The 22,865-nt window shown below is 70.9% G+C and carries 18 protein-coding genes; 10 read left to right on the forward strand and 8 right to left on the reverse strand.

Translation table 11 applies throughout. From position 1 onward, the window contains the following. The first annotated feature begins 68 nt into the window (after positions 1-68). Both AC3EN4_RS18275 and valS read left to right on the forward strand, forming a co-directional pair. Entirely contained in the window at positions 69-1,310 is a 1,242-nt protein-coding gene (locus AC3EN4_RS18275; protein WP_435207072.1) for an IS701 family transposase, read from the forward strand. A 186-nt stretch (positions 1,311-1,496) separates the two neighbouring features. Next, positions 1,497-4,061: a valine--tRNA ligase gene (valS, locus tag AC3EN4_RS18280; protein ID WP_435207073.1), complete on the forward strand. Its 2,565-nt coding sequence runs from the start codon at positions 1,497-1,499 to the stop codon at positions 4,059-4,061. A gap of 213 nt (positions 4,062-4,274) precedes the next feature. Here valS and AC3EN4_RS18285 read toward each other — a convergent pair whose 3' ends face one another. From AC3EN4_RS18285 to AC3EN4_RS18305, 5 genes are all read right to left on the reverse strand, one after another. After that, complete coding sequence (locus tag AC3EN4_RS18285; RefSeq protein ID WP_435207074.1) at positions 4,275-4,919, reverse strand: hypothetical protein; 645 nt, start codon at positions 4,917-4,919, stop codon at positions 4,275-4,277. Positions 4,920-5,004: 85 nt separating this feature from the next. Next, positions 5,005-5,715: an ABC transporter permease subunit gene (locus AC3EN4_RS18290; RefSeq protein ID WP_422736857.1), complete on the reverse strand. Its 711-nt coding sequence runs from the start codon at positions 5,713-5,715 to the stop codon at positions 5,005-5,007. Positions 5,716-5,719: 4 nt separating this feature from the next. Further along, positions 5,720-6,634, reverse strand: a complete 915-nt coding sequence (locus AC3EN4_RS18295; protein ID WP_422736858.1) for an ABC transporter ATP-binding protein — start codon at positions 6,632-6,634, stop codon at positions 5,720-5,722. Next, positions 6,634-7,539, reverse strand: a complete 906-nt coding sequence (locus AC3EN4_RS18300; RefSeq protein ID WP_435207075.1) for an ABC transporter permease — start codon at positions 7,537-7,539, stop codon at positions 6,634-6,636. The genes AC3EN4_RS18295 and AC3EN4_RS18300 overlap by 1 nt, the downstream gene beginning before the upstream one ends. After that, positions 7,532-8,446: an ABC transporter ATP-binding protein gene (locus tag AC3EN4_RS18305; protein WP_422736860.1), complete on the reverse strand. Its 915-nt coding sequence runs from the start codon at positions 8,444-8,446 to the stop codon at positions 7,532-7,534. The genes AC3EN4_RS18300 and AC3EN4_RS18305 overlap by 8 nt, the downstream gene beginning before the upstream one ends. Before the next feature lie 225 nt (positions 8,447-8,671). On the opposite strand from AC3EN4_RS18305, the gene AC3EN4_RS18310 reads away from it, so the two are divergent. From AC3EN4_RS18310 to galT, 4 genes are all read left to right on the forward strand, one after another. Continuing rightward, the gene (locus tag AC3EN4_RS18310; RefSeq protein WP_422736861.1) at positions 8,672-10,183 is read left to right on the forward strand and encodes a glycosyltransferase family 2 protein; all 1,512 of its coding nucleotides are present in this window, start codon (positions 8,672-8,674) and stop codon (positions 10,181-10,183) included. Positions 10,184-10,258: 75 nt separating this feature from the next. Then, the gene (gene cysC, locus AC3EN4_RS18315) at positions 10,259-11,788 is read left to right on the forward strand and encodes an adenylyl-sulfate kinase (protein WP_422736862.1); all 1,530 of its coding nucleotides are present in this window, start codon (positions 10,259-10,261) and stop codon (positions 11,786-11,788) included. Between the two features lie 112 nt (positions 11,789-11,900). Next, entirely contained in the window at positions 11,901-12,725 is an 825-nt protein-coding gene (locus tag AC3EN4_RS18320; protein WP_435207076.1) for a DeoR/GlpR family DNA-binding transcription regulator, read from the forward strand. Further along, a complete protein-coding gene (gene galT, locus AC3EN4_RS18325) occupies positions 12,722-13,798 on the forward strand; it encodes a galactose-1-phosphate uridylyltransferase (protein ID WP_422736864.1) in 1,077 nt (358 codons plus the stop codon). The genes AC3EN4_RS18320 and galT overlap by 4 nt, the downstream gene beginning before the upstream one ends. Positions 13,799-14,152: 354 nt before the next feature. On the opposite strand, the gene AC3EN4_RS18330 is transcribed toward galT, so the two are convergent. After that, a complete protein-coding gene (locus AC3EN4_RS18330; protein WP_422736865.1) occupies positions 14,153-15,370 on the reverse strand; it encodes an NADP-dependent isocitrate dehydrogenase in 1,218 nt (405 codons plus the stop codon). A gap of 137 nt (positions 15,371-15,507) precedes the next feature. On the opposite strand from AC3EN4_RS18330, the gene AC3EN4_RS18335 reads away from it, so the two are divergent. Further along, complete coding sequence (locus tag AC3EN4_RS18335; RefSeq protein WP_435207077.1) at positions 15,508-16,395, forward strand: MBL fold metallo-hydrolase; 888 nt, start codon at positions 15,508-15,510, stop codon at positions 16,393-16,395. Between the two features lie 404 nt (positions 16,396-16,799). On the opposite strand, the gene AC3EN4_RS18340 is transcribed toward AC3EN4_RS18335, so the two are convergent. Together AC3EN4_RS18340 and AC3EN4_RS18345 are read right to left on the reverse strand one after the other, a co-directional pair. After that, positions 16,800-17,750, reverse strand: a complete 951-nt coding sequence (locus tag AC3EN4_RS18340) for a malate dehydrogenase (protein WP_435207078.1) — start codon at positions 17,748-17,750, stop codon at positions 16,800-16,802. Positions 17,751-17,876: 126 nt separating this feature from the next. After that, positions 17,877-18,737, reverse strand: coding sequence for a bifunctional methylenetetrahydrofolate dehydrogenase/methenyltetrahydrofolate cyclohydrolase (locus AC3EN4_RS18345; protein ID WP_435207079.1), 861 nt, complete (start codon positions 18,735-18,737; stop codon positions 17,877-17,879). 436 nt (positions 18,738-19,173) lie between these two features. Here AC3EN4_RS18345 and AC3EN4_RS18350 point away from each other — a divergent pair, with 436 nt between their 5' ends. The 3 genes from AC3EN4_RS18350 (at position 19,174) to AC3EN4_RS18360 (ending at position 22,863) form a co-directional block, all read left to right on the forward strand. Further along, on the forward strand, positions 19,174-20,775 hold the full coding sequence (locus AC3EN4_RS18350) for a peptide ABC transporter substrate-binding protein (protein WP_435207080.1): 1,602 nt from the start codon (positions 19,174-19,176) through the stop codon (positions 20,773-20,775). A gap of 200 nt (positions 20,776-20,975) precedes the next feature. Next, entirely contained in the window at positions 20,976-21,914 is a 939-nt protein-coding gene (locus AC3EN4_RS18355) for an ABC transporter permease (RefSeq protein ID WP_435207081.1), read from the forward strand. Beyond that, positions 21,907-22,863, forward strand: coding sequence for an ABC transporter permease (locus AC3EN4_RS18360; protein ID WP_435207082.1), 957 nt, complete (start codon positions 21,907-21,909; stop codon positions 22,861-22,863). The genes AC3EN4_RS18355 and AC3EN4_RS18360 overlap by 8 nt, the downstream gene beginning before the upstream one ends. Positions 22,864-22,865: the final 2 nt, after the last annotated feature.

Raw genomic sequence — 22,865 nt, forward strand, 5'->3', positions numbered from 1 at the left:
CTAGTAGTGCTTTGTTAGGTCGGCGTGTCGCTGAGTCGTCGGAGTGGTTTGGGTAGTTCGATGTTGCGGTGACCCCTGACGAGCTTTCCCTTGTGCGGCAACGGCTTGAGGCGTTTGCCGTGGACGTGTTCGCCCCGCTGATGCGGTCGGATCAGCGGGTCAAGGGTGAGACGTATCTGCGAGGGCTGCTGCTGGACGGGCGGCGCAAGTCGATGCAGCCGATGGCGCAGCGGCTCGGGGTGGATCATCAAGGGCTGCAGCAGTTTGTGACGACCTCGACGTGGGACACCACGGCGGTGCGGATGCGGCTGGCCCGCCGGGCCCTCGACGTGGTCAAGCCGGTGGCGTGGGTGGTCGACGACACCGGTTTCCCGAAGGACGGCAAGAGCTCGCCGGGCGTGGCCAGGCAGTATTCCGGCACGTTGGGCAAGGTGGCGAACTGCCAGATCGGGGTCAGCGTCCACGCCGTCACCGACACCGCATCGTGCCCTCTGGACTGGCGGCTGTTTCTCCCGACGTCGTGGGACGACCACGCCGTTGACGAGGCCGACCGGCCCGGGGTGGCCGCTCGGCGGGGCCGCTGCGGGATCCCCGAGGACGAGCGTCATCGGCCGAAGTGGGCGCTGGTCGTGGAGATGCTCGACGGGCTGGCCGACTGCGGCCTGCACCCGCCGCTACTGGCCGCTGACGCCGGCTACGGCGACAACAGCCAGTTCCGCAGCGCCTTGGACCAGCGTGGGATCGGCTACATCATGCAGGTCAAGGGCGACGCCCTCGCCCACAAGCCAGGCGTGCGGCCAGGCGAGCGGGTGTGGTCCGGGCGGGGCCGCCCGCCCACCCGCACCGACCCGCGCTACCCGAAGACAGCGATCAGCCTGGTCGAACACATCCGCGCCGCCGGACGCGACACGGCGGAGACGATCACCTGGCGGGAAGGCTCGAAAGGCACGATGAGCTCCCAGTTCATCTTCCTGCGGGTACGTCCGGCAGGCCACCGCGTCGCCCGCGACGCCGACGGCCTCCTGCCCGAGCGGTGGCTGATCGCTCAGTGGCCCGACGACCAGGCCGAGCCGGTCAAGTACTGGCTGTCCAGCCTCCCCGAGGCGACCAACCACACCGACCTGGTCCGCTACGGCAAGATCCGCTGGCGCATCGAACACGACTACCGCGAACTGAAGACCGGCCTCGGCCTGGACCACTTCGAAGGCCGCTCCTGGATCGGCTGGCACCGCCACGTCACCCTGGTCACCGCCGCGCACCTGTTCATCACCGAACTACGCCTGGACCCAAAAGCGGCTGCGCCGGCCTGACCCTCTACACCGTCATCCGCGAGCTGCAACGACTCCTCGCGACCTGGACCGGCGCCTGCCTCACCTGCCACCAACCCGTGAAACCCCTACACCGCAACAAACGCCACCGAACCTAACAAAGCACTACTAGGACCGGCGATACGCAACTCCGTGGCCCGGCATCCTGCTGATGCCTACGATCGGCAGATGACCGATACGGCGAGGACGGCCCGTGCCGGCGTTCCCGAGCGCCCCAGTCTGGACGGGCTCGAGGAGCGCTGGGCGCAGCGCTGGCAGGAGGAGGGCACGTACGCGTTCGACCGCGGAAAGCAGCGGAACGACGTGTACGCCATCGACACCCCGCCGCCCACCGTATCGGGCGAGCTGCACATGGGGCACGTCTTCTCGTACACGCACACCGACACCGTCGCCCGCTACCAGCGGATGCGCGGCAAGGCGGTCTTCTACCCGATGGGCTGGGACGACAACGGGCTGCCCACCGAGCGTCGGGTGCAGAACGTGTACGGGGTGCGCTGCGACCCGGCGTTGGCGTACGACCCGGTGTGGCGGCCCCCGGCCACCCCGGTCGACGACGCCGCCCGCCGTGACCCGACGCCGATCTCGCGGCGCAACTTCATCGAGCTGTGCGAGCGGCTGACGGTCGCCGACGAGCAGGTCTTCGAGGCCCTCTGGCGGCGGCTCGGGCTCTCGGTGGACTGGTCCCTGACGTACACCACCATCGGCCGGGTGGCCCGCGCCACCAGCCAGCGGGCGTTCGTGCGCAACCTGCGCCGGGGTGAGGCGTACCAGGCGGAGGCGCCGACGCTGTGGGACGTCGGCTTCGCCACCGCGGTCGCCCAGGCCGAGTTGGAGGACCGGGAACGTCCCGGCGCGTACCACCGGCTGCGGTTCGCCGGGCCCGGCGGGCGCGAGGTGCTCATCGACACCACCCGACCGGAGCTGCTGCCGGCCTGCGTCGCGCTGGTCTGCCACCCCGACGACGAGCGGTACGCCGACCTGGTCGACGCCACCGTGCGCAGCCCGCTGTTCGACGTCGAGGTGCCGGTGCGCGCCCACCCGCTCGCCGACCCCGCGAAGGGCACCGGCATCGCGATGGTCTGCACGTTCGGCGACCTCGCCGACGTGACCTGGTGGCGTGAGCTGCGGCTGGACACCCGCGTGGTGATCGGCCGGGACGGTCGTCTGCTGCCGGAGCCGCCGGCCGGTGTGCCCGCCGGGCCGTACGCGGCGCTGGCCGGGCAGACCGTCAACGGCGCGCGCCGGGAGATCGTCGGGATGCTGGCCGACGCGGGTGACCTGATCGGCGAGCCGCGTCCGGTGACCCACCCGGTGAAGTTCTACGAACGGGGCGACCGGCCACTGGAGATCGTCTCGACCCGCCAGTGGTACCTGCGCAACGGCGGACGGGACGCCGACCTGCGGGCGACGCTGCTGGCCCGGGGCGCGGAGCTGCGCTGGGTGCCGGCGCACATGAAGCACCGCTACGACAACTGGGTGGGCGGCCTGACCGGGGACTGGCTGGTCAGCCGCCAGCGCTTCTTCGGGGTGCCGGTGCCGGTGTGGTACCGGCTCGACGACACTGGCGAGCCGGACTGGTCCCACCCTCTCACGCCGGACGAGTCGGCGCTGCCGGTCGACCCGTCAAGTGACCCGGCGCCCGGTTTCGACGAGTCGCAGCGCGGCCGGCCGGGCGGCTTCGTCGGCGACCCGGACGTGCTGGACACCTGGGCGACGTCGTCGTTGACCCCGCAGATCGTCGGTGGCTGGGAGACCGACCCGGAGTTGTTCGCGCGGGTCTTCCCGATGGACCTGCGCCCGCAGGGGCAGGAGATCATCCGGACCTGGCTGTTCGACACGGTGATCCGCTCGCACTTCGAGCACGGGGTGCTGCCCTGGCGGGACACCGTGCTGTCGGGCTGGATCCTCGACCCGGACCACAAGAAGATGGCCAAGTCCAAGGGCAACGTGGTCACCCCGCTCGCGCTGCTGGAACAGCACGGCTCGGACGCGGTGCGCTACTGGGCGGCCAGCGGCAAGCCCGGCATGGACCTGGCCTTCGACCCGGCGCAGATCAAGGTCGGCCGTCGGCTGGCCACCAAACTGCTCAACGCGTCGAAGTTCGCGCTCGGCCTGGGCGCGGCGGACGCGCTGCGCGCGTCGGCGACCGCCCCGCTGGACCGGGCCATGCTCGCCGAACTGGGCACGGTGGTCAGCGCCGCGAGCAGGGCCTTCGACGGGTACGACCACACGGCCGCCCTACAGGTGACCGAGGCGTTCTTCTGGCGGTTCTGCGACGACTACATCGAGTTGGTGAAGGAACGGGCGTACGGCACCGGAGCGGCCGCCGACTCGGCCCGGGCCGCGTTGGCCTCGGCGCTGTCGGTGCAGTTGCGGCTCTTCGCCCCCGTGCTGCCGTACGTCACCGAGGAGATCTGGTCGTGGTGGCGGTACGGGTCGGTGCACCGCGCGCCCTGGCCCACCACGTACGAGGTGGACCGGACGATCGAGGGCACCGGTGACCCCGCGCTGCTGCGGCTGGCCGGGGACGCGTTGGGCCAGGTGCGGCGGGCCAAGTCGGAGCGGAAGCTGTCGATGAGGGCGGAGGTGCCGCTGGCCGAGGCGCTGGGCCCGGCGGCGCTGCTGGAGCAGCTCACCCTGGTCGCCGACGACCTGCGGGCGGCCGGTCGGATCGGCAAGCTCGACCTCCTGCCGGACCGCACCCCGGAGCTCGTCATCGCCTGCGCCTTCTGACCGGGATCCGCCGCCGCCCACCCCCTTAGGGCGTGTGCCAAAGCCCCTGGCCGGCCTGCGGCGGGCCCAGACGACGGCCGGCGGCGTTGGAGATGGGCTCGGATACAACACCGGTATCCGAACCCATCTCCGCCTTGCCGGACCGCCACCTGGACTCCGCCTCGGCTCGACCGAGGACTTTGACACACGCCCTGGGCGGCGGCGGACCGGCCGTCACCAGCCGCGCAGGAAGCGCAGACCGAGCAGGATGGCCACCACGGACGGCCCGACCAGCAGGGTGATCGCCTGGAGCCGGTACGGCATCCGGTACCGGGCCAGCTCAGCCGCGTTGCCCAGCACAATGACCCCGGCCAGGATCATGAATCCGCCCCACCAGCCCGTCTCCAGGTGGATCACCCGGGCGTGGAGCAGTTGCAGGGTCACCCCGACCAGCGCGCCGGTCAACGCGAGCAGCGCCACCGCGCGGTGCAGACCACGGGCCAGCGGGTGGAGCGCCCGCCAGCGGTACGTGCCGGCGACCGCCAGGCAGGGCAGCACCACCAGCAGGGGCCAGCCCTTGCCCATCACCCCGAACATCAGCAGCGCGCCCACCACGAACGCCAGCGCGCCGACGCAGGCGACGACGTAGCCGGCGAAGGCGCGACCACCGCCGCGAGCCAGCAGCGGCCCGCCGCTGGCCGCGATCAGCGCGGCCGGGATCAGGATGAAGCCGGCCCACCAGTGGAACCGGCCGCTGCCCTGGGCGGCCGTCGCGACCGTCGCGGACGCCAGGCCGGCAGCGGCCAGGCTGATCAGCCACGGCCGGCTGCTGCGGGAGTACGGGTCGGCCAAGGGTCTGCGCTCCGCTTCGACAGTCACGTCCACCAGCCTCGCGGGTGGCACCGGTGGAGTCCATCCGGCCAGCCCTACCCGTCGCCGGAGGGCTGGCCGGACCCGTACCGCGTCAGCTCGTCTCGCCGGCCACGCTGAACGAGCGCAGGCGGTCGATCGCCAACACGGTGAAGCCGACACTCACCAGCGCGGTCATCACGGCGGCGACCGGTACCGACACGCTGGTCTCCAGCAGCCCGCTGGGGGCGAGCCGGTCGGCGAGGGCGATCACGTACTGCTGGATGGAGAGCACCTTCGTACCGCTGACGAAATTACCCAGCAGCCCCTCCCAGATCAGCACGTAGACGAGGCCGAGCAGCACCGGACGGCGGGTGAGGAGGCTGAGCGCGAGGAACAGCGCCGAGTACGCCAGCGCGCCGAGCGCGGACGCGGCGGCGAGCGCCAGTCCGAGGCGTACCGAATCGGCGAGCACGCCCGCGACGTAGAGCGGCACCGCGACGGTGGCCGCGGTGACCGCGGTGGCGACCGCGAGTTTCGGCAGCACGATCTGCCAGCGCGGCAGCGGCTTGGTGAGGATGTGCACGACCGTGCCGTCGTCGATCTCCGCACCCAGCACGCCGGTGCCGATGATCAGCGCCACCACCGGCAGCACCACCGCCAGACCGAGGCCGACCAGCACCGGCGGGCCCCACTCGCCCGGGTCGACACCGAGCGACCGGCAGAGGACGGCCAGGCCGAGCAGTACCAGCGGCAGTGGGAGCAGCAGCAGGAAACGCCGCCGGCCGAACAGCCCACGCGCGGTGATCCAGGTAATCGTGGACATGTTCTCAGGCCTCCACCAGGTAGGAGAAGACGCTCTCCAGGGACTCGTCGGACGGCACGAGCTGACGCACCCGGATGCCCTGGCGCAGGGCGATCCGGGGCAGCGCCCGGGTGAACGCGCCGTAATCGCCGGCGCGCACGGTCAGGCCGGCGCGGTCCAGCTCGACGCCGCTCACCGAGGGCTCGGCGATCAGGGCGACGGCCAGCGCCCGGTCGTCGGTGGAGCGCACCGCGAAGACGTGCGGCCGGTTCGTCATCAGCCGGCGGATGGTCCGGAAGTCACCGGAGGCGGCGAGCCGGCCCGCCACCATCACCTGCACCGTGCCGGAGACCTGCTCGACCTCCTCCAGGATGTGCGAGCTGAACAGGATCGTCCGGCCCGAGTCGCCCAGGGAGTGCAGCAGCTCCATCATGTGCAGCCGCTGGCGCGGGTCCATCCCGTTGAACGGCTCGTCGAGCAGCAGCACCTGCGGGTCGTGCACCAGCGCCGCGGCCACCCGCGCGCGCTGGCGCATGCCCTTGGAGTACGTGCCGATCCGGCGGTCCTGCGCCGACTCCAACTCCACCAGGTCGATGGCCCGTCGGGCCGCCGCCGCCGGATCGGCCAGCCGGTGCAGTTTGGCGCTGGCGAGCACGAACTCGTACGCGGTGAGGAAGCTCTGCACCGCCTCGCGCTCGCTGACCAGGCCCAGCCGGCGGTAGACGTCGGGGTTACGCCAGGTCGGCTCGTCGTCGAGGGTCACCGTGCCCCGCGACGGGGCGAGGAACCCGGCCATCATGTGCAGCAGCGTGGTCTTGCCGGCGCCGTTCGGGCCGAGCAGACCGGTCACCCCGGGGCCGAGGTTCATGCTGATGTCGTTGACGGCCACCACGTTGCCGTACCACCGGGACACCCCGGTCAGGCTCAGCGTGCTGCTCATCAGGAGGCGACCTTCCGGTAGCGGGCCAGCAGGAGGGTGGTCGCGCCGGCGACCAGCAGCACCGCGACCAGGGCGTAGATCGGGCCGAACCCACCGATCGACGGGCCGCCGCCCTGGTTGTCGGGGACCAGCAGGTCACCGAGCGACCAGATGCCCACCCCCTGGACCAGGGTGGAAGGCGAGGCCAGCCCGGCCAGCTCGTTGGCCGCACGAGACGGCAGGATGCTCAGCACGCCCACGATCGGCGTGGTCATCAGGAAGACCGCGACGACCCCACCGGCGGCGAACGCGCGCTTGCCGGTCAGCGACGCGACGAGCAGCCCCACCGAGGCGAAGACCACCGCCCACAGCCCGGCGTAGAGCAGCCCGGGGAGCAGGTCGAGCAGCTCGTTCCAGACGCCCTTCAGGCCGTCCTTGGTGGTGAACGCCGCGCCCAGGAACATGATCAGTTGCGGCCCACCGAGCAGCAGCCAGAGGCCGGTGACCAGCGCCAGCAGCTTGGCGATCGCGTAGTCGGCGCGGGGCAGCGGGCGGGAGAAGTACAGCGGCAGCACACCGCTGCGCAGGTCACGGGAGACCAGCTCCGGCGCGGCCACCGCGACGAAGAACAGGACCAGCCAGCTCATCGCGTCGGCGAACTGGGCGTACGTGGCGACCGGTTCACCGAGTTGGCTGCGTACGGCGGCCAGGGCCACCGCGACCAGGGTGACGATGCCGATCACCAGCCACGGGAAGATCTTGGCCTTGGCGCTGCGGCCGAGCCCGAAGATGGTGCGCACCCCGTGCAGGTAGAGCGCACCGAAGACGTGCCGGCGGCCCAGGCGGGGGCCCTCATAGCGCTGGTAGCCGATGTCGTGGATGACGCCGGCCGGCGCGGACCGCACGGCGGATGACGGCTCAGGCATGGGTGAGCTCCCTCGTGGCGAAGAGTTCGGCCACCCGGTGCCGGCGCTGGTCCAGCCGGTGCAGCGGCAGGTCCAGCTCGGCGACCGCGCCGAGGATCAGGTCGTAGGTGCTGTCGTCGGCGAGCGGTACGAGCAGCAGCCGGCCGTCGCGCGCCACCGGCAGGTCGAGCGCGGCGAGTCGGGCGGCCAACTCCTCGGTGCCCTCGCTGACCTCCACGGCGAGCACGTCGGTGGCCGAGGTCATCGCGGAGATGTGGTCCGCGCGCAGCAGCCGGCCACCGTCGATGGCGATCAGCGTGTCGCAGATCCGCTCCACCTCGCCCAGCAGGTGCGAGCACACCAGGACGGAGATGCCGAACTCGGTGCCGATCCGGTGCACGAGCGCCAGCATGGCGTCCCGTCCGGCCGGGTCCAGACCGTTCGTCGGCTCGTCCAGCAACAGGAGGTCGGGGTCGTGCACCAGCGCCTGGGCCAGCTTGACCCGCTGCTTCATGCCGGTGGAGTAGCCGCCCACCGGTCGGTAACGCTCCTCGTAGAGCCCGACGTGGCGCAGCGCCTCGGAGGCGCGCTCGCGGGCCACCGTGCGCGGCAGGCCGCTGATCCGACCGAGGTGGGTGACCAACTCGGCGGCGGACAGGTCGGGTGGGAGGCAGTCGTGCTCGGGCATGTAGCCGACGCGGGCGCGGACCGCCGCCGGTTCGGTGGTCGGGTCGATGCCGAGCACCGAGACCTGGCCACTGGTCGGGGCGAGCAGGCCGAGCAGGATCTTGATCAAGGTGGATTTGCCGGCGCCGTTCGCGCCCACCAGGCCGATGATCCCGGGCTCGACGGCGACGGTGAGGTCGGTGAGCGCGGTGACCCGACCTCCGTACGTCTTGGTGAGCGACTGGGTCGCGATCAGTGTCACCATGCCAGCGTAGGGAGTCGATGCCTGCCACCGACACCGGCGCGCCCCCGGCGCTCCCCTGATCCTCGTCGCGCCGCACCCCTAGGGTCTGTGGGCGTTTGCGCCGGTCTCGCGCTCGGTCCGACCCCGCCGCCGGAAAGTCCACTCCGGGGTGGCACGATTCACTTCCCGTTCACCGGGCAGTGTTCCGGGGGATATTCGACCGCCGACGCGGGAAGGATCGTGATGGTCGAGGTTGGCGTCCCCAAGGTGAGTGTCGTGGTGCCCGCGTACAACACCGGCCCGCACATCGAGAAGCTGGTGGCGTCGCTGCTGCGCCAGTCTTTACCGGCCGACGAGTTCGAGGCGATCTTCGTCGACGACGGCTCCACCGATGAGACGGGCGCGCGGCTGGACCGGTTGGCCGCCGAGCACCCGCACATCCAGGTGGTGCACATCGAGAACTCGGGCTGGCCGTCGCGCCCGCGCAACATCGGCATCGAGCGGGCCCGGGGCGAGTACGTCTTCTTCGCCGACGACGACGACTGGTTCGCCGACCAGGCACTGGAACGGCTCTACGACTGCGCGAAGAAGTACGACGCGGACCTGGTGATCGGGAAGATGGCCGGGCACGGGCGCGGCGTGCCCCGGGAGTTGTTCCGCAAGAACCGCTTCGACGCCACGCTGGAGAACGCGCCGCTGATCGACAGCCTGACCTGCCACAAGCTGTTCCGCCGTGCCTTCCTCAACGAGCAGAAGCTGCGGTTCCCGGAGGGCGGCAAGCGGCGGCTCGAGGACCACTCGTTCGTGGTGCGCGCCTACTTCGCGTCCCGCCGCACCTGCGTGCTGTCCGACTACACCTGCTACCACCACATCCAGCGGGCCGATGCCAAGAACGTCACCGCGAGCCGGCTGGAGCCGGTGGGCTACTTCGCGAGCGTGCGCGACGCGCTGGACGTGGTCGACGCGCACACCGAACCGGGGCCGCTGCGCGACCGGTTGCACCGGCGGTGGCTCCGCAACGAGATGATCAACCGGTTGCGCGGCAAGCGGCTGTTGGACGCCCCCGAGGACTGGGTGGAGCAGGTCGCCGCCGAGGTCCAGAAGATCATCCAGGAGCGGTTCGCCCCCGGTGTCGCGGCGGGCCTGCCACCGCTGCAACGGGCCGTGGCGTACCTCGTCGAGCGGGGACGGGTCGCCGACCTGCGGCGGCTGGCCCGGTGGGAGGCGGGCATCGCCGGGCACGGCCAGATCGACGCCCTGCGGCCGGACGAGCACGCCGTGACGGTCAGCGTGGCCGCCGAACTGCGCTCCGCGGACCAGCGGATCGGCTTCCGGGCCGACGGCGAGCGCGACGTGCTGGTGCTCCCGGTCGACGAGATCTCCCCCGAGGTGCTCGACTCCACCGCGCAGGTCCGCAAGGCCCGCCTGGACGTGGTCGCCCGCCGCCGGGAGACCGGTGACGAGATCTTCCTGCCGGTGACGTTCCAGATCGAGCGGGTCGCCGCTCCCGACGCCGACACCGTCCACCTGGTGCACCGCGCCACCACCACGATCGACTTCCGGGCCCTCAACGGCGGTCGTACGCGGGGTAGCTGGCTCCTCAAGGCGCGGATCACCAGCGCCGGGTGGACCGAGGACGCGCGGCTGCCGCTGCTCTTCATCTGCCCGGCCGACGGCGCGAAGCCGAGGATCCGTGACGAGCGGAAGGTCTGGAACCGGCTGCGGTCGGCGGTGGGGCGGCGGGTCCGCCGCTGACGTCGTGGAGTGGCGGCCTCGACCGAACGGCGGTCGGCTGCGAAACTGTGTGCCGTCAGCGAGTGGGGGGTGTGGATGAACAACGGCTGGGTGCTGCCCGACGAGGTGCTCCGGGACGCGCCGGCGTACACGCCGCGTCCCGGTGAGCTCGCGGATCTTGAGCTGCTGCTGACCGGTGCGTACGCCCCCCTGACCGGCTTCATGACCCGCGCCGACCTGGTGTCGGTGAGTCGACGCGGCCGGCTGGCCGACGGCACCCCGTGGCAGGTGCCGGTGACCCTGCAGGTGCCGGCCGCGCTGGCGCAGGGCTTCGACCCGCGCGACGAGGCCCGCCGGGCCCTGGTGCTGACCGACGCCGAGGGCGCGCCGGCCGCCGCCCTGGACGTGGCGGACGTCTGGCCGGTACGCGAGGGCGTCGCGGGCCTGGGCGGCCCGCTGCGGCGGCTCGGCGACGGCGCCCACGGCCCGTTCCAGCGGTTGCGGCGCAGCCCCGAGGAGGTCCGGGCGCTGCTGCCTCCGGGTCGGGTCCTCGGGGTCATCGCCGACCGGCCGCTGCACCGGCCGCAGCTCGCCCAGATCGCGCACGCCGCCCGCACCCTGGCCGCCCACCTGCTGGTGATGATCCCGGTCGGCGAGGGCGGTGTCGGTGGGCTCGCACCGGAGGCGCTGGTGCGTACTATCTTCGCGGCCCGGGACCGGATGCCCCCGGCCACCCTGGTGGCCGTACCGCTGTCACACCGCCGGGACGAGATCAGCGACGCGCTGCTGCGGGCCCGCGTCTCCGCCTCGTACGGGGTCACCCACCTGCTCTCCACCGGGGAGATGCTCTCCGGCGCGGGCCTGCGGGTGCTGGTGCCGCGCGAGCTGGCGTACGACAACCGGGACGGGCAGTGGCGCTGGCGGGAGGACATCCCGCCGCGTAACCGCCGCCTCGCGCTGACCCAGGACGAGATCGACGATCTGCTCGACCGTGGCTTCCCTCTGCCCGAGTGGCACACCCCTCCGGCGGTGGCGAAGGAGCTGGCCCGGGCTCGGCCGCCGCGTCGGCACCGGGGGCTCGTGGTGTTCCTGACCGGCCTCTCCGGCTCCGGCAAGTCCACCATCGCCCGAGGGCTGGCCGACGCCCTGCGGGAGCACGGCGACCGGACGGTGACCCTCCTCGACGGCGACGTCGTACGACGGGAACTCTCCGCCGGGCTGGGCTTCAGCAAGACCGACCGGGATCTCAACGTCCGCCGGATCGGGTGGGTGGCGGCCGAGATCGCCCGACACCACGGGATGGGCATCTGTTGCCCGATCGCCCCGTACGCCGCCGCCCGCGCGACGGCCCGGGAGATGGCCCTGGCCGCCGGGGCGGGCTTCGTGCTGGTCCACGTCGCGACCCCGCTCGAGGTCTGCGAGCAGCGGGACCGCAAGGGCCTGTACGCGCGGGCCCGTGCCGGTCTGCTGACCGGGATGACCGGCATCGACGACCCGTACGAGGAGCCGACGGACGCGGACCTGGTGCTGGACACCAGCACCATGAGCGTCGCGGAGGCGGTGCAGGCCGTACTCGATCACCTGACCGAGACCGGCTGGGTGGAGTTGAAGATCCAGTCCGCCTGAGCCGACGTCCACCCCCTTTCCTTCCGCCGCTTCCGGGCACGCGCTAGTGTTCATCTTTGTTGGAACACGTTCGACCGCGTGAGAGTACGTGGACCCCTGGGAGGCACGGCGGATGCTCGCACGGCAGCGGCAGTCGGCCATCCTGGACCGGGTCCGTGCCACCGGCGGTGTCCGGGTGACCGACCTGGCGACCGAGTTCGGCGTCTCCGACATGACCATCCGGCGCGATCTGGATGCGCTGCACGAGCGGGGCCTGCTGGCCAAGGTGCACGGCGGGGCGACCACGGCCGGCCCCAGCTCGACCGACGAGCCGAGCTTTCACGCCAAGTCCGTCCGGCAGCCGGCGGAGAAGGCGGCCATCGCGGACCGGGCGGCGCTGCTGGTCCGACCCGGGGCGGCGGTCGCCCTCAGCGCCGGCACCACCACCGCCGAGCTGGCCCGCAGGTTGGTTGACGTTCCCGGCCTGACCGTGGTGACCAATTCGCTGCCGGTGGCCGAGATCCTGCACGCCGGGGGCCGGTCCGACCAGACCGTGGTGCTCACCGGCGGCGTCCGGACCCCGTCGGACGCGCTGGTCGGCCCGCTCGCGGTCGCTGCCGTTCGCCGGCTGCACCTCGATCTGCTCTTCCTGGGCGTCCACGGCATCACCGAGCGGGCCGGTTTCACCACCCCGAACCTGATGGAGGCCGAGATCGACCGGGCGCTCGTCGCCGCGGCGGACCGGCTGGTGGTGCTCGCCGACCACACGAAGTGGGGCACGGTCGGTATCTCCTCGATCGTCGACCTGGCGGCAGCCCACGTACTGGTCAGCGACGAGGCGTTGCCTCCGACCGCGCGACGGGTACTCGGCGAACAGGTGGGCGAATTGATCATGGTTAAGGCGACGAGGGCGGGCCGCGCGACGCGCACGCCGACGAGTGAGGGGACGGCGCCGTGAAGCGCACCGCGATCAACCTGGCCGACGGCCGGGAACTGATCTACTTCGACGAGAACGACGACGCCGTCCGCGACCAGCCGGACCGCCGTGACCTGCCGCCGCCGCCACCCGCGTCGCAGCTGCGGTACGACCCGCTGACCGACGAGTGGGTGGCGGTGGCCGTGCACCGGCAGACCCGCACGTTCCTGCCGCCCGCGAACGAGTGCCCGCTCGACCCGTCCGAGGGCGACCGGCTGACCGAGATCCCCGCCGGCGACTACGACGTGGTGGTCTTCGAGAACCGGTTTCCCTCGTTGAGCGGTCGGGTCGCCGACGAGCCCGGCGAGATCACCCCGTTCACGCCGGTCCGACCAGGCGTCGGGCGGTGCGAGGTGGTCTGCTTCACCTCCGACCACAACGCCTCCTTCACCAGCCTCCCGCCGCGCCGCGTCCGTACCGTCCTGGACGCGCTCGCCGACCGGACCGAGGTGCTCGGCGAACTGCCCGGCGTGGAGCAGGTCTTCTGCTTCGAGAACCGGGGTGTGGAGATCGGTGTCACGCTGCACCACCCGCACGGGCAGATCTACGCGTACCCCTTCGTGACGCCGCGCACCCGGGCGTTGCTGGCCGCGGCCCGCCGGCACGCCGAGCGCACCGGCGGGGGCAACCTGTACGCGGACGTGCTGGCCGCCGAACGCGCGGCCGGCGACCGGGTGGTCACCGAGAACGAGCACTGGACGGCGTTCGTGCCGGCGGCGGCCCGCTGGCCGTTCGAGGTGCACGTCGCGCCGCGGCGCGTGGTGCCGGACATCCCGGCGCTCGACGACAGCGAGCGGGACGCCTTCGGGCCGCTCTACCTGGATCTGCTGCGCCGCTTCGACGGGCTGTTCGACATGCCGATGCCCTACATCGCGGCCTGGCACCAGGCACCGGTACGGATCGACCGCGAGCTGGGGCACCTGCACCTTCAGCTCTTCAGCATCCGGCGGGCCAAGGACAAGCTGAAGTATCTGGCCGGTTCCGAGTCGGGGATGGGCGTCTTCATCAACGACATCTCCCCCGAGCGGGCCGCCGAACTGCTGCGCGCCGCCTGACCGTCCCCCCGAACCGCCGCACGTCGGCCGGAGGCTCGGCGGCAAGCGCCGGGCGCTGCCGCACGTCGGCCGTGAGCTCGCTCGCGAGCGCCGGGGAACAGGGCGCGGGGGGCCCGGGACAGGGCCCCCCGCAGGGAAGGGACGGCTGGCTGTGCTCGACACAGCCGGGAAGGCTGGCTGATCGGCACGCACACCGCGGTCGACCTCGGTCAACCTTCTCGGACGCGACTGGCATCTCGTCCACCCTGGTCAACGAGGCGCGCCAGGCCGGGTGACGCCACGTACGTGTCACCCGCCGGACACAGCGGAGCCCGCCGGCGGGTGCCGGCGGGCTCCGGTGGTGACGCTGTCGGATCAGGCGGCGAGCCGGCGGGCCAGGTTCTCGTCGAGCGCGTTCATGAACTCGTCGGTGGTCAGCCACGGGGCGTCGCGCGAGATGAGCAGCGCGAGGTCCTTGGTCATCTGGCCGCCCTCGACGGTGTCGACGATGACCTGCTCCAGGGTGTTGGCGAACTCGGTGACCGCCGGGGTGCCGTCCAGCTTGCCCCGGTGGGCCAGGCCCCGGGTCCAGGCGTAGATCGACGCGATCGGGTTGGTCGAGGTCTTCTCGCCCTTCTGGTACTGCCGGTAGTGCCGGGTGACCGTGCCGTGCGCCGCCTCGGCCTCGACGGTACGACCGTCCGGGGAGAGCAGCACCGAGGTCATCAGGCCCAGCGAGCCGAAGCCCTGCGCGACGGTGTCGGACTGCACGTCACCGTCGTAGTTCTTGCAGGCCCAGACGTACCCGCCCTCCCACTTGAGCGCGGCGGCGACCATGTCGTCGATGAGCCGGTGCTCGTAGGTCAGGCCGGCGGCGTCGAACTCGGCCTTGAACTCCGACTCGAACACCTCGGCGAAGATGTCCTTGAACCGGCCGTCGTACGCCTTGAGGATGGTGTTCTTGGTCGACATGTAGACCGGGTAGTTACGGTCCAGGCCGTACCGGAACGAGGCCCGGGCGAAGTCCCGGATCGACTCGTCGTAGTTGTACATGCCCATGGCGATGCCGCCGCCGGGGAAGTTGGCGACCTCCATCTCCATCGGCTCGCCGCCGTCGGCCGGCGTGTAGGTGATGGTCACCGTGCCCGGGCCGGGGACGACGAAGTCGGTGGCCTTGTACTGGTCACCGTGGGCGTGCCGGCCGATGATGATCGGCTTGGTCCAGCCGGGGACCAGGCGCGGCACGTTGGACATGATGATCGGCTCACGGAAGACGACGCCGCCGAGGATGTTGCGGATGGTGCCGTTGGGCGACCGCCACATCTTCTTCAGGCCGAACTCCTCGACCCGGGCCTCGTCCGGGGTGATGGTGGCGCACTTGACGCCGACGCCGTGCTCCTTGATGGCGTTGGCGGCGTCAATGGTGACCTGGTCGTCGGTCTCGTCGCGGTACTGGATCGACAGGTCGTAGTAGTGCAGGTCGACGTCGAGGTAGGGCAGGATCAGCTGCTCCCGGATCTGCTTCCAGATGATCCGGGTCATCTCGTCGCCGTCGAGCTCCACGACCGGGTTGTTTACCTTGATCTTCGCCATCGGCCGGCGCTCCTCTCGGGGGACACGTGCTCAAGCAGTACGAGCGTACTGCAATTGGGCCGGCAGCCCTCAGCCGGCCTCCGCCGGCCGGTGAAACCGGGCTGCACGGCACAGCAGTTCCCTGCCACGATCGCGCGATGCCACTGAGCCGCACCTTCGGGTCTATCACGATCACCGCGCTCACCGACGGCGAGGGCGCGTTCTTCCAGCCCCGCGACGAGGCGTTTCCGCAGGCCACGCCCGAGCACTGGGCGGAAGCCGACCGCCGCGACCCCGAGTCGGTCACCGCGGACGGGCAGTGGTGGCTGCCGTTCCGCAGCTTCGCCATCCGCTCCGGCGACGGGCCGGTGACCCTGGTCGACGCCGGAATCGGCCCGACCGATGCGCCCGCCGCGAGCTGGGCGCCGGTGCCCGGTCGGCTACCCGCCGAACTGGCCACCGCCGGCATCGACCCCGCCGACGTCGACACGGTGGTACTCACCCACCTGCACAGCGACCACATCGGCTGGGCGGTCACCGGCACACCCGGCCGCCCCTACTTCCCGAACGCGAGTTACCTGCTACAGCGCGCCGAGGTGGCCGCCGCCGAGGCGCTCAACCCGGACTTGCCGGCCGGCCTGATCGCGCCGTTGCGCGCCGCCGGCCAGCTCCGGGTGATCGACGGCGACACGGACCTCACCCCAGCGGTACGACTGCTGTCCACCCCCGGACACACCCCTGGCCACCAGTCGGTGCTCGTGACGGTGGCCGACGAGCGCCTACTGCTCACCGGCGACCTGCTGGTCCACGCAGTGCAACTGGTCGACCCCGACCTGGCGTACGCCCACGAGGAAGACCCCGACGAAGCCCGCGCCTCCCGCGTCACCACCCTGCGCACCCACTCCCCCACCCTGCTGGCCACCCCCCACCTAACCGCCCCCTTCACCCCCCACCCCGTCCTCGACCTCGACCTCGACCTCGACCCCGACCTCGACCCCGTTGATCATGAAGTTATTGCCCTCCGGCGCGGCGTGTCGCGCCGCTAACTTCATGATCAACGCGCGGATCGGCGCGCAGACCCGCTGTCGGCTGGTGATCACCGGTGTCGGCCCCGGTGATCAAGAGGTTGGCGTCAGGAATCGGGGTTTCGGTGACGCGAACCTCTTGATCACCGGGATGGGGCGGGCGCGGCAAGCCGGACGCAGGGGTGGGCCCGGCCGGTGCGCGGGCCGACGCGGGGGCGGACCAGGGGCCGAGCCCGGCGGTGCGCGGGGGCGGACCGGGGTCGGGGCGCAGGGGCGGGGCACCGGGGTCGGGGCGCAGGGTCGGGGGCACCGGGGCCGGACCGGGGTCGGGGGGCAGGGGCGGGGCACCGGGGCGGCGCGGAGTGGGTGGGTGCGCGAAAGGGCGCGTCGGCGGAGCCGGCGCGCCCTTTCTGCGTTCGTGGGTCTTACATGCTGGAGATGTCGCTCTGCTTGGCGCGGACGGCCTCGGCGGCCTCCTTGAGGCTGGCCAGCTCGTCGGCGTCCAGGTCGGTCTCGACCACCCGACGGACGCCCTCGGCGCCGATCTCGGCCTCGACGCCCAGGTAGACGCCGGAGATGCCGTACTCGCCGTCGACCCAGGCGCAGACCGGCATGACGTCGCCGGAGTCCTCGGCCACGGCCTTCGCCATCCGGGCGGCGGCGGCGGACGGGGCGTAGTACGCCGAGCCGGTCTTGAGCAGCGCGACGACCTCGGCACCGCCGTTGCGGGTCTTGACGACCAGCTCCTCGATCTGCTCGGCCGGCATGGCGTCGCGCAGCGGCTTGCCGTTGACGGTGCTCTGCGACGGCACCGGGACCATGGTGTCGCCGTGCGAGCCGAGGGTCAGGGTGCGTACGGAGGCCACGGGCACGTTCAGCGCCTCGGCGACGAAGTTGCTGAACCGCGCGGTGTCGAGCATGCCGGCCTGGCCGAGGACCCGGTTCTTGGGGAACTGGGTGGCGATCTGCGCCAGGGCGGTCATCTCGTCCAGCGGGTTGGAGACGACGATGACGACGGCGCTCGGGGCGTACTTGGCGACGTTCTCGGCGACCTGGCGGACGATCTTGGCGTTGGTCTCCAGGAGGTCCATCCGGCTCATGCCCGGCTTGCGGGGCAGACCGGCGGTGATGACGACGACGTCGGAGCCCTCGATGGCCTCGTAGCCCTCACCGTTCGGGCCGGTGGTCACGCCGACGACCTTGGTCTCGAAACCCTCGATGGCCCGCGACTGGTTGAGGTCGAGCGCGAGACCCGCGGGCTTGCCCTCCACGATGTCGGTGATCACTACGGTGTCGAAGACGTCGTACTCGGCCAGGCGCTGTGCGGTGGTGGAGCCGTAGAAGCCAGCCCCGACGACAGTGACCTTCTTACCCATGGTCGTCCCACTCCCTGATACCAGTCGGTTTTCCGGACCGTATCAGCCATCCTGGCACCGATCGGGTCAGGGGCGGCGGCCTTCGCCGGGATGGGGCGAACGTCACCAGCGTCCCCCGGGCGCGGATCAGCCGCGCTCGGCGCGCTCCACCACGTTGGTCAGCAGCATGGCGCGGGTCATCGGGCCGACGCCGCCGGGCATCGGGACGAGCGCGCCGGCCGTCTCGGCGACCTCCGGGTCGACGTCCCCGGTGTAGCGGCCCTTGCCGTCGGGACCGATCACCCGGGTGATGCCGACGTCCACGACCACCGCACCGGGGTTGATCATGTCGGCGGTCAGCAGCCCGGGTACGCCGGCCGCGACGATGACGATGTCGGCGGCCCGGGTGTGCGAGGCGAGGTCGAGGGTGCCGGTGTGGCAGAGGGTCACGGTGGCGTTCTCGCTACGGCGGGTGAGCAGCAGGCCGAGCGGACGACCCACGGTGTTGCCCCGGCCGACGACCGCCACGGTGGCGCCCCGCAGCGCCACGTCGTGGCGGCGGAGCAGCTCGACGATGCCGCGCGGGGTGCAGGGCAGCGGACCGTCGTAGCCGAGAACGAGGCGACCCAGGTTGACCGGGTGCAGGCCGTCGGCGTCCTTGTCCGGGTCGATCAGCTCCAGCACCCGCTGGGTGTCCAGGTGGGCGGGGAGCGGCAGCTGGACGATGTAGCCGTGGCACGCCGGGTCGGCGTTCAGCTCGGCGATCACGTCGTCGACCTGCTGTTGGGTGGCGTCGGCCGGCAGTTCCCGGCGGATCGAGGCGATGCCCACCTCGGCGCAGTCACGGTGCTTGCCGTTGACGTACGCCTGGCTACCCGGGTCGGAACCGACCAGGACCGTGCCGAGCCCGGGGGTGATGCCACGCTCCGCGAGAGCCTTCACCCGTGTCCGCAGCTCGTCCTTGATCTCCGCTGCGGTCGCCTTGCCGTCCAGAAGCGTCGCCGTCACGAGCAGATCGTCTCATGTCCGGCACCTGCCGTTCCCGGGACCTCGCTCCGGCGGGCCGTCGAGGCTCCGGTCACACCCGATTTGGTAACGAAGAGTTACGTGCTCTTCATCACCCTCCGTGACGCCCTGTGGACATCCTCACCGTAGAAACGGTCGAACTCCGCGTAGTCGGCCGATAACGGATGAGGCGCCAACCAGCACCAAATCCACCCCGGCAAGGGACGGACATGTCGGCGATCGCGCAGCTCAGCGCCGTACATCCGGTTTGGGCTAGCACGCGGCACGGCACCCCGCAAGGAAGGTGTCCTCGGACCGTTACGCGCCCGCAACCGGGCCGTTGTCGACGGCCGGTAATCGACCTACCGTTACCGCTTGTTGCGCAGCGTAAACCCAGCGTCGGGCCTGACTGCGCAGCGTGAGGAGATGAGGAGGCTCAATGCGAGTTCGTAGACTCGCCGCCTGGACCGCCCTCCCGCTCGCGGTGACGCTGGGCCTCGCGGCCTGCGGCAGCGGCGGAGACGGTGGATCCGGCGGCAGCGGCAGTTCGGCCGTCAGCATCCAGATCGGCGAGCCGAAGCACCTGGTTCCCACCAACACCACCGAGACGTCCGGCGCGCAGGTCCTCACCGGCCTGTTCAGCCCGCTCGTCGACTACGACGCCCAGAACAAGCCGTACGAGGTCGCCGCGCAGTCGATCACCTCGTCCGACAACAAGGTCTGGACGATCAAGCTGAAGGACGGCTACACCTTCCACAACGGCGAGAAGGTCACGTCCGAGGACTACATCAACGCGTGGAACTACGGCGCGTACGCCCCCAACGGCCAGGACAGCAACTTCTTCTTCGAGAAGATCGCTGGTTACGCGGACCTGCAGGGCAAGACGCCGAAGGCCAAGGAGATGTCCGGCCTGAAGAAGGTCGACGACCTGACCTTCACCGTGACGCTCTCCGACCCGTACATCGACTTCCGGACGATGCTCGGTTACACCGCGTTCTACCCGATGCCGGACGCCGCGTTCTCGGCCCCGGGCGTGCTCAAGGACTCCTACGAGCAGGCGCCGATCGGGCAGGGCCCCTTCAAGATGAAGGGCACCTGGCAGCACGACAGCAAGATCGACGTCGAGCGCTACGACGCGTACCCGGGCGAGAAGCCCAAGGTCAAGGAGATCGAGTTCCGGATCTACCAGCAGCTCACCGCGGCCTACGCGGACGTCCTGGCGGACAACCTGGACGTGCTGCCGACGATCCCGACCGAGAGCCTGAGCACCGCGCCGACCGACCTGGGCAACCGGTACCAGACCAGCCCGATGTCGTCGTTCCAGTTCCTCGCGTTCCCGACGTTCGACAAGGACTACGCCAACCCGGACGTCCGCAAGGCGATCTCGATGGCGATCGACCGTGACGAGATCACCAAGTCGGTCTTCAAGGGCTCGCAGACCCCGGCGCGCTCCTTCGTCTCGCCGGTCCTGCCGGGCTACCGGGAGGACACCACCGGCAAGGTGGGCGAGTTCAACCCGACCGAGGCCAAGAAGCTCTACCAGGCCGCCGGCGGTCCGTCGAAGATCGTCATCTCGTACAACGGCGACGGCGGTCACAAGGACTGGGTCGACGCCACGGTCAACCAGCTCAAGGCCAACCTGGGTGTCGACGCCGTCGGTGTCGCCGAGCCGAAGTTCGCCGACCTGCTGACCAAGGTCGAGAAGAAGACGCCGGTGGGCGCCTTCCGGATGGGTTGGGTCATGGACTACCCCTCCATGGAGGACTACCTCGGCCCGCTGTACAGCACCAACGGCTCGTCGAACTACTACGGCTACAGCAACCCGGAGTTCGACAAGCTCGTCAAGGAGGGTTCCGCCGCCAAGACGCAGGACGAGGCGATCGCCAAGTACCAGCAGGCGGAGGACATCCTGGCCAAGGACATGCCGGTGATCCCGCTGCGCTTCGGCCAGAACGTCTTCGGCCACTCGTCCAAGGTCAAGAACGTGCAGATGGACCTGTTCCAGCGGGTCAACCTGGTCAAGATCGAAGCGGCCAGCTGAGCTGACCAAGGGATTCGGGCCACCCGGGCGACGACGCCCGGGTGGCCCGGACCGCGCTGTCCCGGCCGGGCCCGCCAGGGGCCCGGAACACCGGTGGCGCCGGCCTCCCCCGGGCCGGACGGCACGTCTCGGATATTTCGGGTACGACCAGAGATGCCGTCCTGCGACCCTTTCGCACATTTCCGGAGAGACTGCTAAGCATGTTCCGCTACATCCTGCGGCGCCTACTCCAGATGGTCCTTGCGTTCTTCGGGACCACCCTGATCGTCTACGCGCTGATGTTCGCCGGCCAGGGCGACCCCATCCAGGCCCTCGCGGGCGAACGCCCGGTGACCGAGGCCCAGCGGGCCTACCTGACGGAGAAGTACCACCTCGACGCGACCGGCGTCGGTGGTTTCTTCTACCGCTACTTCGACTACGTCAAGAGCCTGCTCCAGGGTGACCTCGGCCAGTCGCTGACCGGGCGCAGTATCGGCGACATCCTCCAGGCGGCCTGGCCGGTCACCCTCAAGCTCGCGCTCATCGCGCTCGCCGTGGCGATCATCTTCGGGGTCACCGCCGGCGTGGTCGCCGGCATCCGGCGGGCCAGCATCTTCGACAACTCGACCCTGGTGCTGACCCTGCTGGTGCTGGGCATCCCGACCATCGTGCTGGCGCCGCTCGCCCAGTACCTGCTGGGCGTCAAATGGCAGCTCTTCCCGCCCACCGCCGGTTCCCAGCCGACGTTCTACGCGCTGCTGTTGCCGGGCATCGTCCTCGGCTCGCTGTCGCTGGCCACCGCGCTGCGGCTGACCCGTACCTCGGTGGCCGAGAATCTGCGCGCCGACTACGTCCGGACCGCCCGGTCCAAGGGCCTGGTCAAGCGCCGCATCGTCACCGTCCACGTGCTGCGCAACTCGCTCATCCCGGTGGTCACCTTCCTCGGCGTGGAGCTGGGCAACCTGATGAGCGGCGCGATCATCACCGAGGGCGTCTTCAACATCCCCGGCGTGGGCTTCAACCTCTTCCGCGGCATCCGCACCGAGGACGGCCCCCTGGTGGTGGGCATCGTCAGCGTGCTCGTCGTGGTCTACCTGATCTCGAACCTGGTGGTGGACGTCCTGTACGCCGTACTCGACCCGAGGATCCGCTATGAGTGACTTCGAAACTGTGGCGGCCACCGAGAACCAGGCCGCGCGGCGTGGCCCCTCGGGCGAGCCGGGCACCCCCAACCAGGTCGGCGCGCCGCAGAAGCCGCGCAGCCTGGCCGGGGACGCGTGGCGCGACCTGCGCCGCAACCCGATCTTCTGGATCTCGCTGGCGCTCGTCGTCGTCTTCACCCTGATGGCGATCGCCCCCGGGGTGTTCACCGCCAACAGCCCGAACGACTGTCTGCTCTCCCGCCAGCACGCCGGGCCGTCCGGCGGGGCGATCTTCGGGTACGACTTCCAGGGCTGCGACACGTACTCCCGGGCGGTCTACGGCACGCGGGCGTCGCTGCTGGTCGGCGCGCTCGCCGCGCTCGGCACCGGCATCATCGCGCTGATCGTCGGCATGCTGGCCGGCTACTTCGGGCGCTGGGTCGACGCCGTGCTCTCGCGGGTGATCGACGTGGTGCTCGGCATTCCGCTGCTGCTGGCCGCGATCGTGCTGCTCAAGCGGGTGTCCAGCGACAGCGAGAACGCCCGGATCGCGGCCGTGATCTTCGTGCTGGCCATCCTGGGCTGGACCACCGCCGCCCGGGTGGTGCGCTCCTCGGTGATCACCGCCAAGGAGCAGGACTACGTCGCCGCGGCCCGGATGCTGGGCGCCGGCAACGGCCGGATCATGTGGCGGCACATCCTGCCGAACTCGCTGGCCCCGGCCATCGTCGTGCTGACCATCGCGCTCGGATCGTTCATCGCCGCCGAGGCCACGCTCTCCTTCCTGGGCATCGGCCTGAAGGCGCCGACCATCTCCTGGGGGCAGGACATCGACACCGGCCGGATCCACATGCGGGAGGCGGCGACGCCGCTGATCGTCCCGTCGGCCTTCCTCGCGCTGACCGTGCTGGCGTTCATCATGCTCGGCGACGCGATCCGTGACGCCTTCGACCCGAAGCTGCGGTGACT

This window comes from Micromonospora sp. bgisy143, assembly GCF_057708145.1.

What these genes read in the sequence shown, in the direction of transcription:
- valS (WP_435207073.1), top strand. Translation starts at nt 1,497, where the DNA reads ATGACCGATACGGCGAGGACGGCCCGTGCCGGCGTTCCCGAGCGCCCC.
- AC3EN4_RS18290 (WP_422736857.1), bottom strand. Translation starts at nt 5,715, where the DNA reads ATGTCCACGATTACCTGGATCACCGCGCGTGGGCTGTTCGGCCGGCGG.
- AC3EN4_RS18295 (WP_422736858.1), bottom strand. Translation starts at nt 6,634, where the DNA reads ATGAGCAGCACGCTGAGCCTGACCGGGGTGTCCCGGTGGTACGGCAAC.
- AC3EN4_RS18300 (WP_435207075.1), bottom strand. Translation starts at nt 7,539, where the DNA reads ATGCCTGAGCCGTCATCCGCCGTGCGGTCCGCGCCGGCCGGCGTCATC.
- AC3EN4_RS18310 (WP_422736861.1), top strand. Translation starts at nt 8,672, where the DNA reads ATGGTCGAGGTTGGCGTCCCCAAGGTGAGTGTCGTGGTGCCCGCGTAC.
- cysC (WP_422736862.1), top strand. Translation starts at nt 10,259, where the DNA reads ATGAACAACGGCTGGGTGCTGCCCGACGAGGTGCTCCGGGACGCGCCG.
- AC3EN4_RS18320 (WP_435207076.1), top strand. Translation starts at nt 11,901, where the DNA reads ATGCTCGCACGGCAGCGGCAGTCGGCCATCCTGGACCGGGTCCGTGCC.
- AC3EN4_RS18330 (WP_422736865.1), bottom strand. Translation starts at nt 15,370, where the DNA reads ATGGCGAAGATCAAGGTAAACAACCCGGTCGTGGAGCTCGACGGCGAC.
- AC3EN4_RS18335 (WP_435207077.1), top strand. Translation starts at nt 15,508, where the DNA reads ATGCCACTGAGCCGCACCTTCGGGTCTATCACGATCACCGCGCTCACC.
- AC3EN4_RS18340 (WP_435207078.1), bottom strand. Translation starts at nt 17,750, where the DNA reads ATGGGTAAGAAGGTCACTGTCGTCGGGGCTGGCTTCTACGGCTCCACC.
- AC3EN4_RS18350 (WP_435207080.1), top strand. Translation starts at nt 19,174, where the DNA reads ATGCGAGTTCGTAGACTCGCCGCCTGGACCGCCCTCCCGCTCGCGGTG.
- AC3EN4_RS18355 (WP_435207081.1), top strand. Translation starts at nt 20,976, where the DNA reads ATGTTCCGCTACATCCTGCGGCGCCTACTCCAGATGGTCCTTGCGTTC.
- AC3EN4_RS18360 (WP_435207082.1), top strand. Translation starts at nt 21,907, where the DNA reads ATGAGTGACTTCGAAACTGTGGCGGCCACCGAGAACCAGGCCGCGCGG.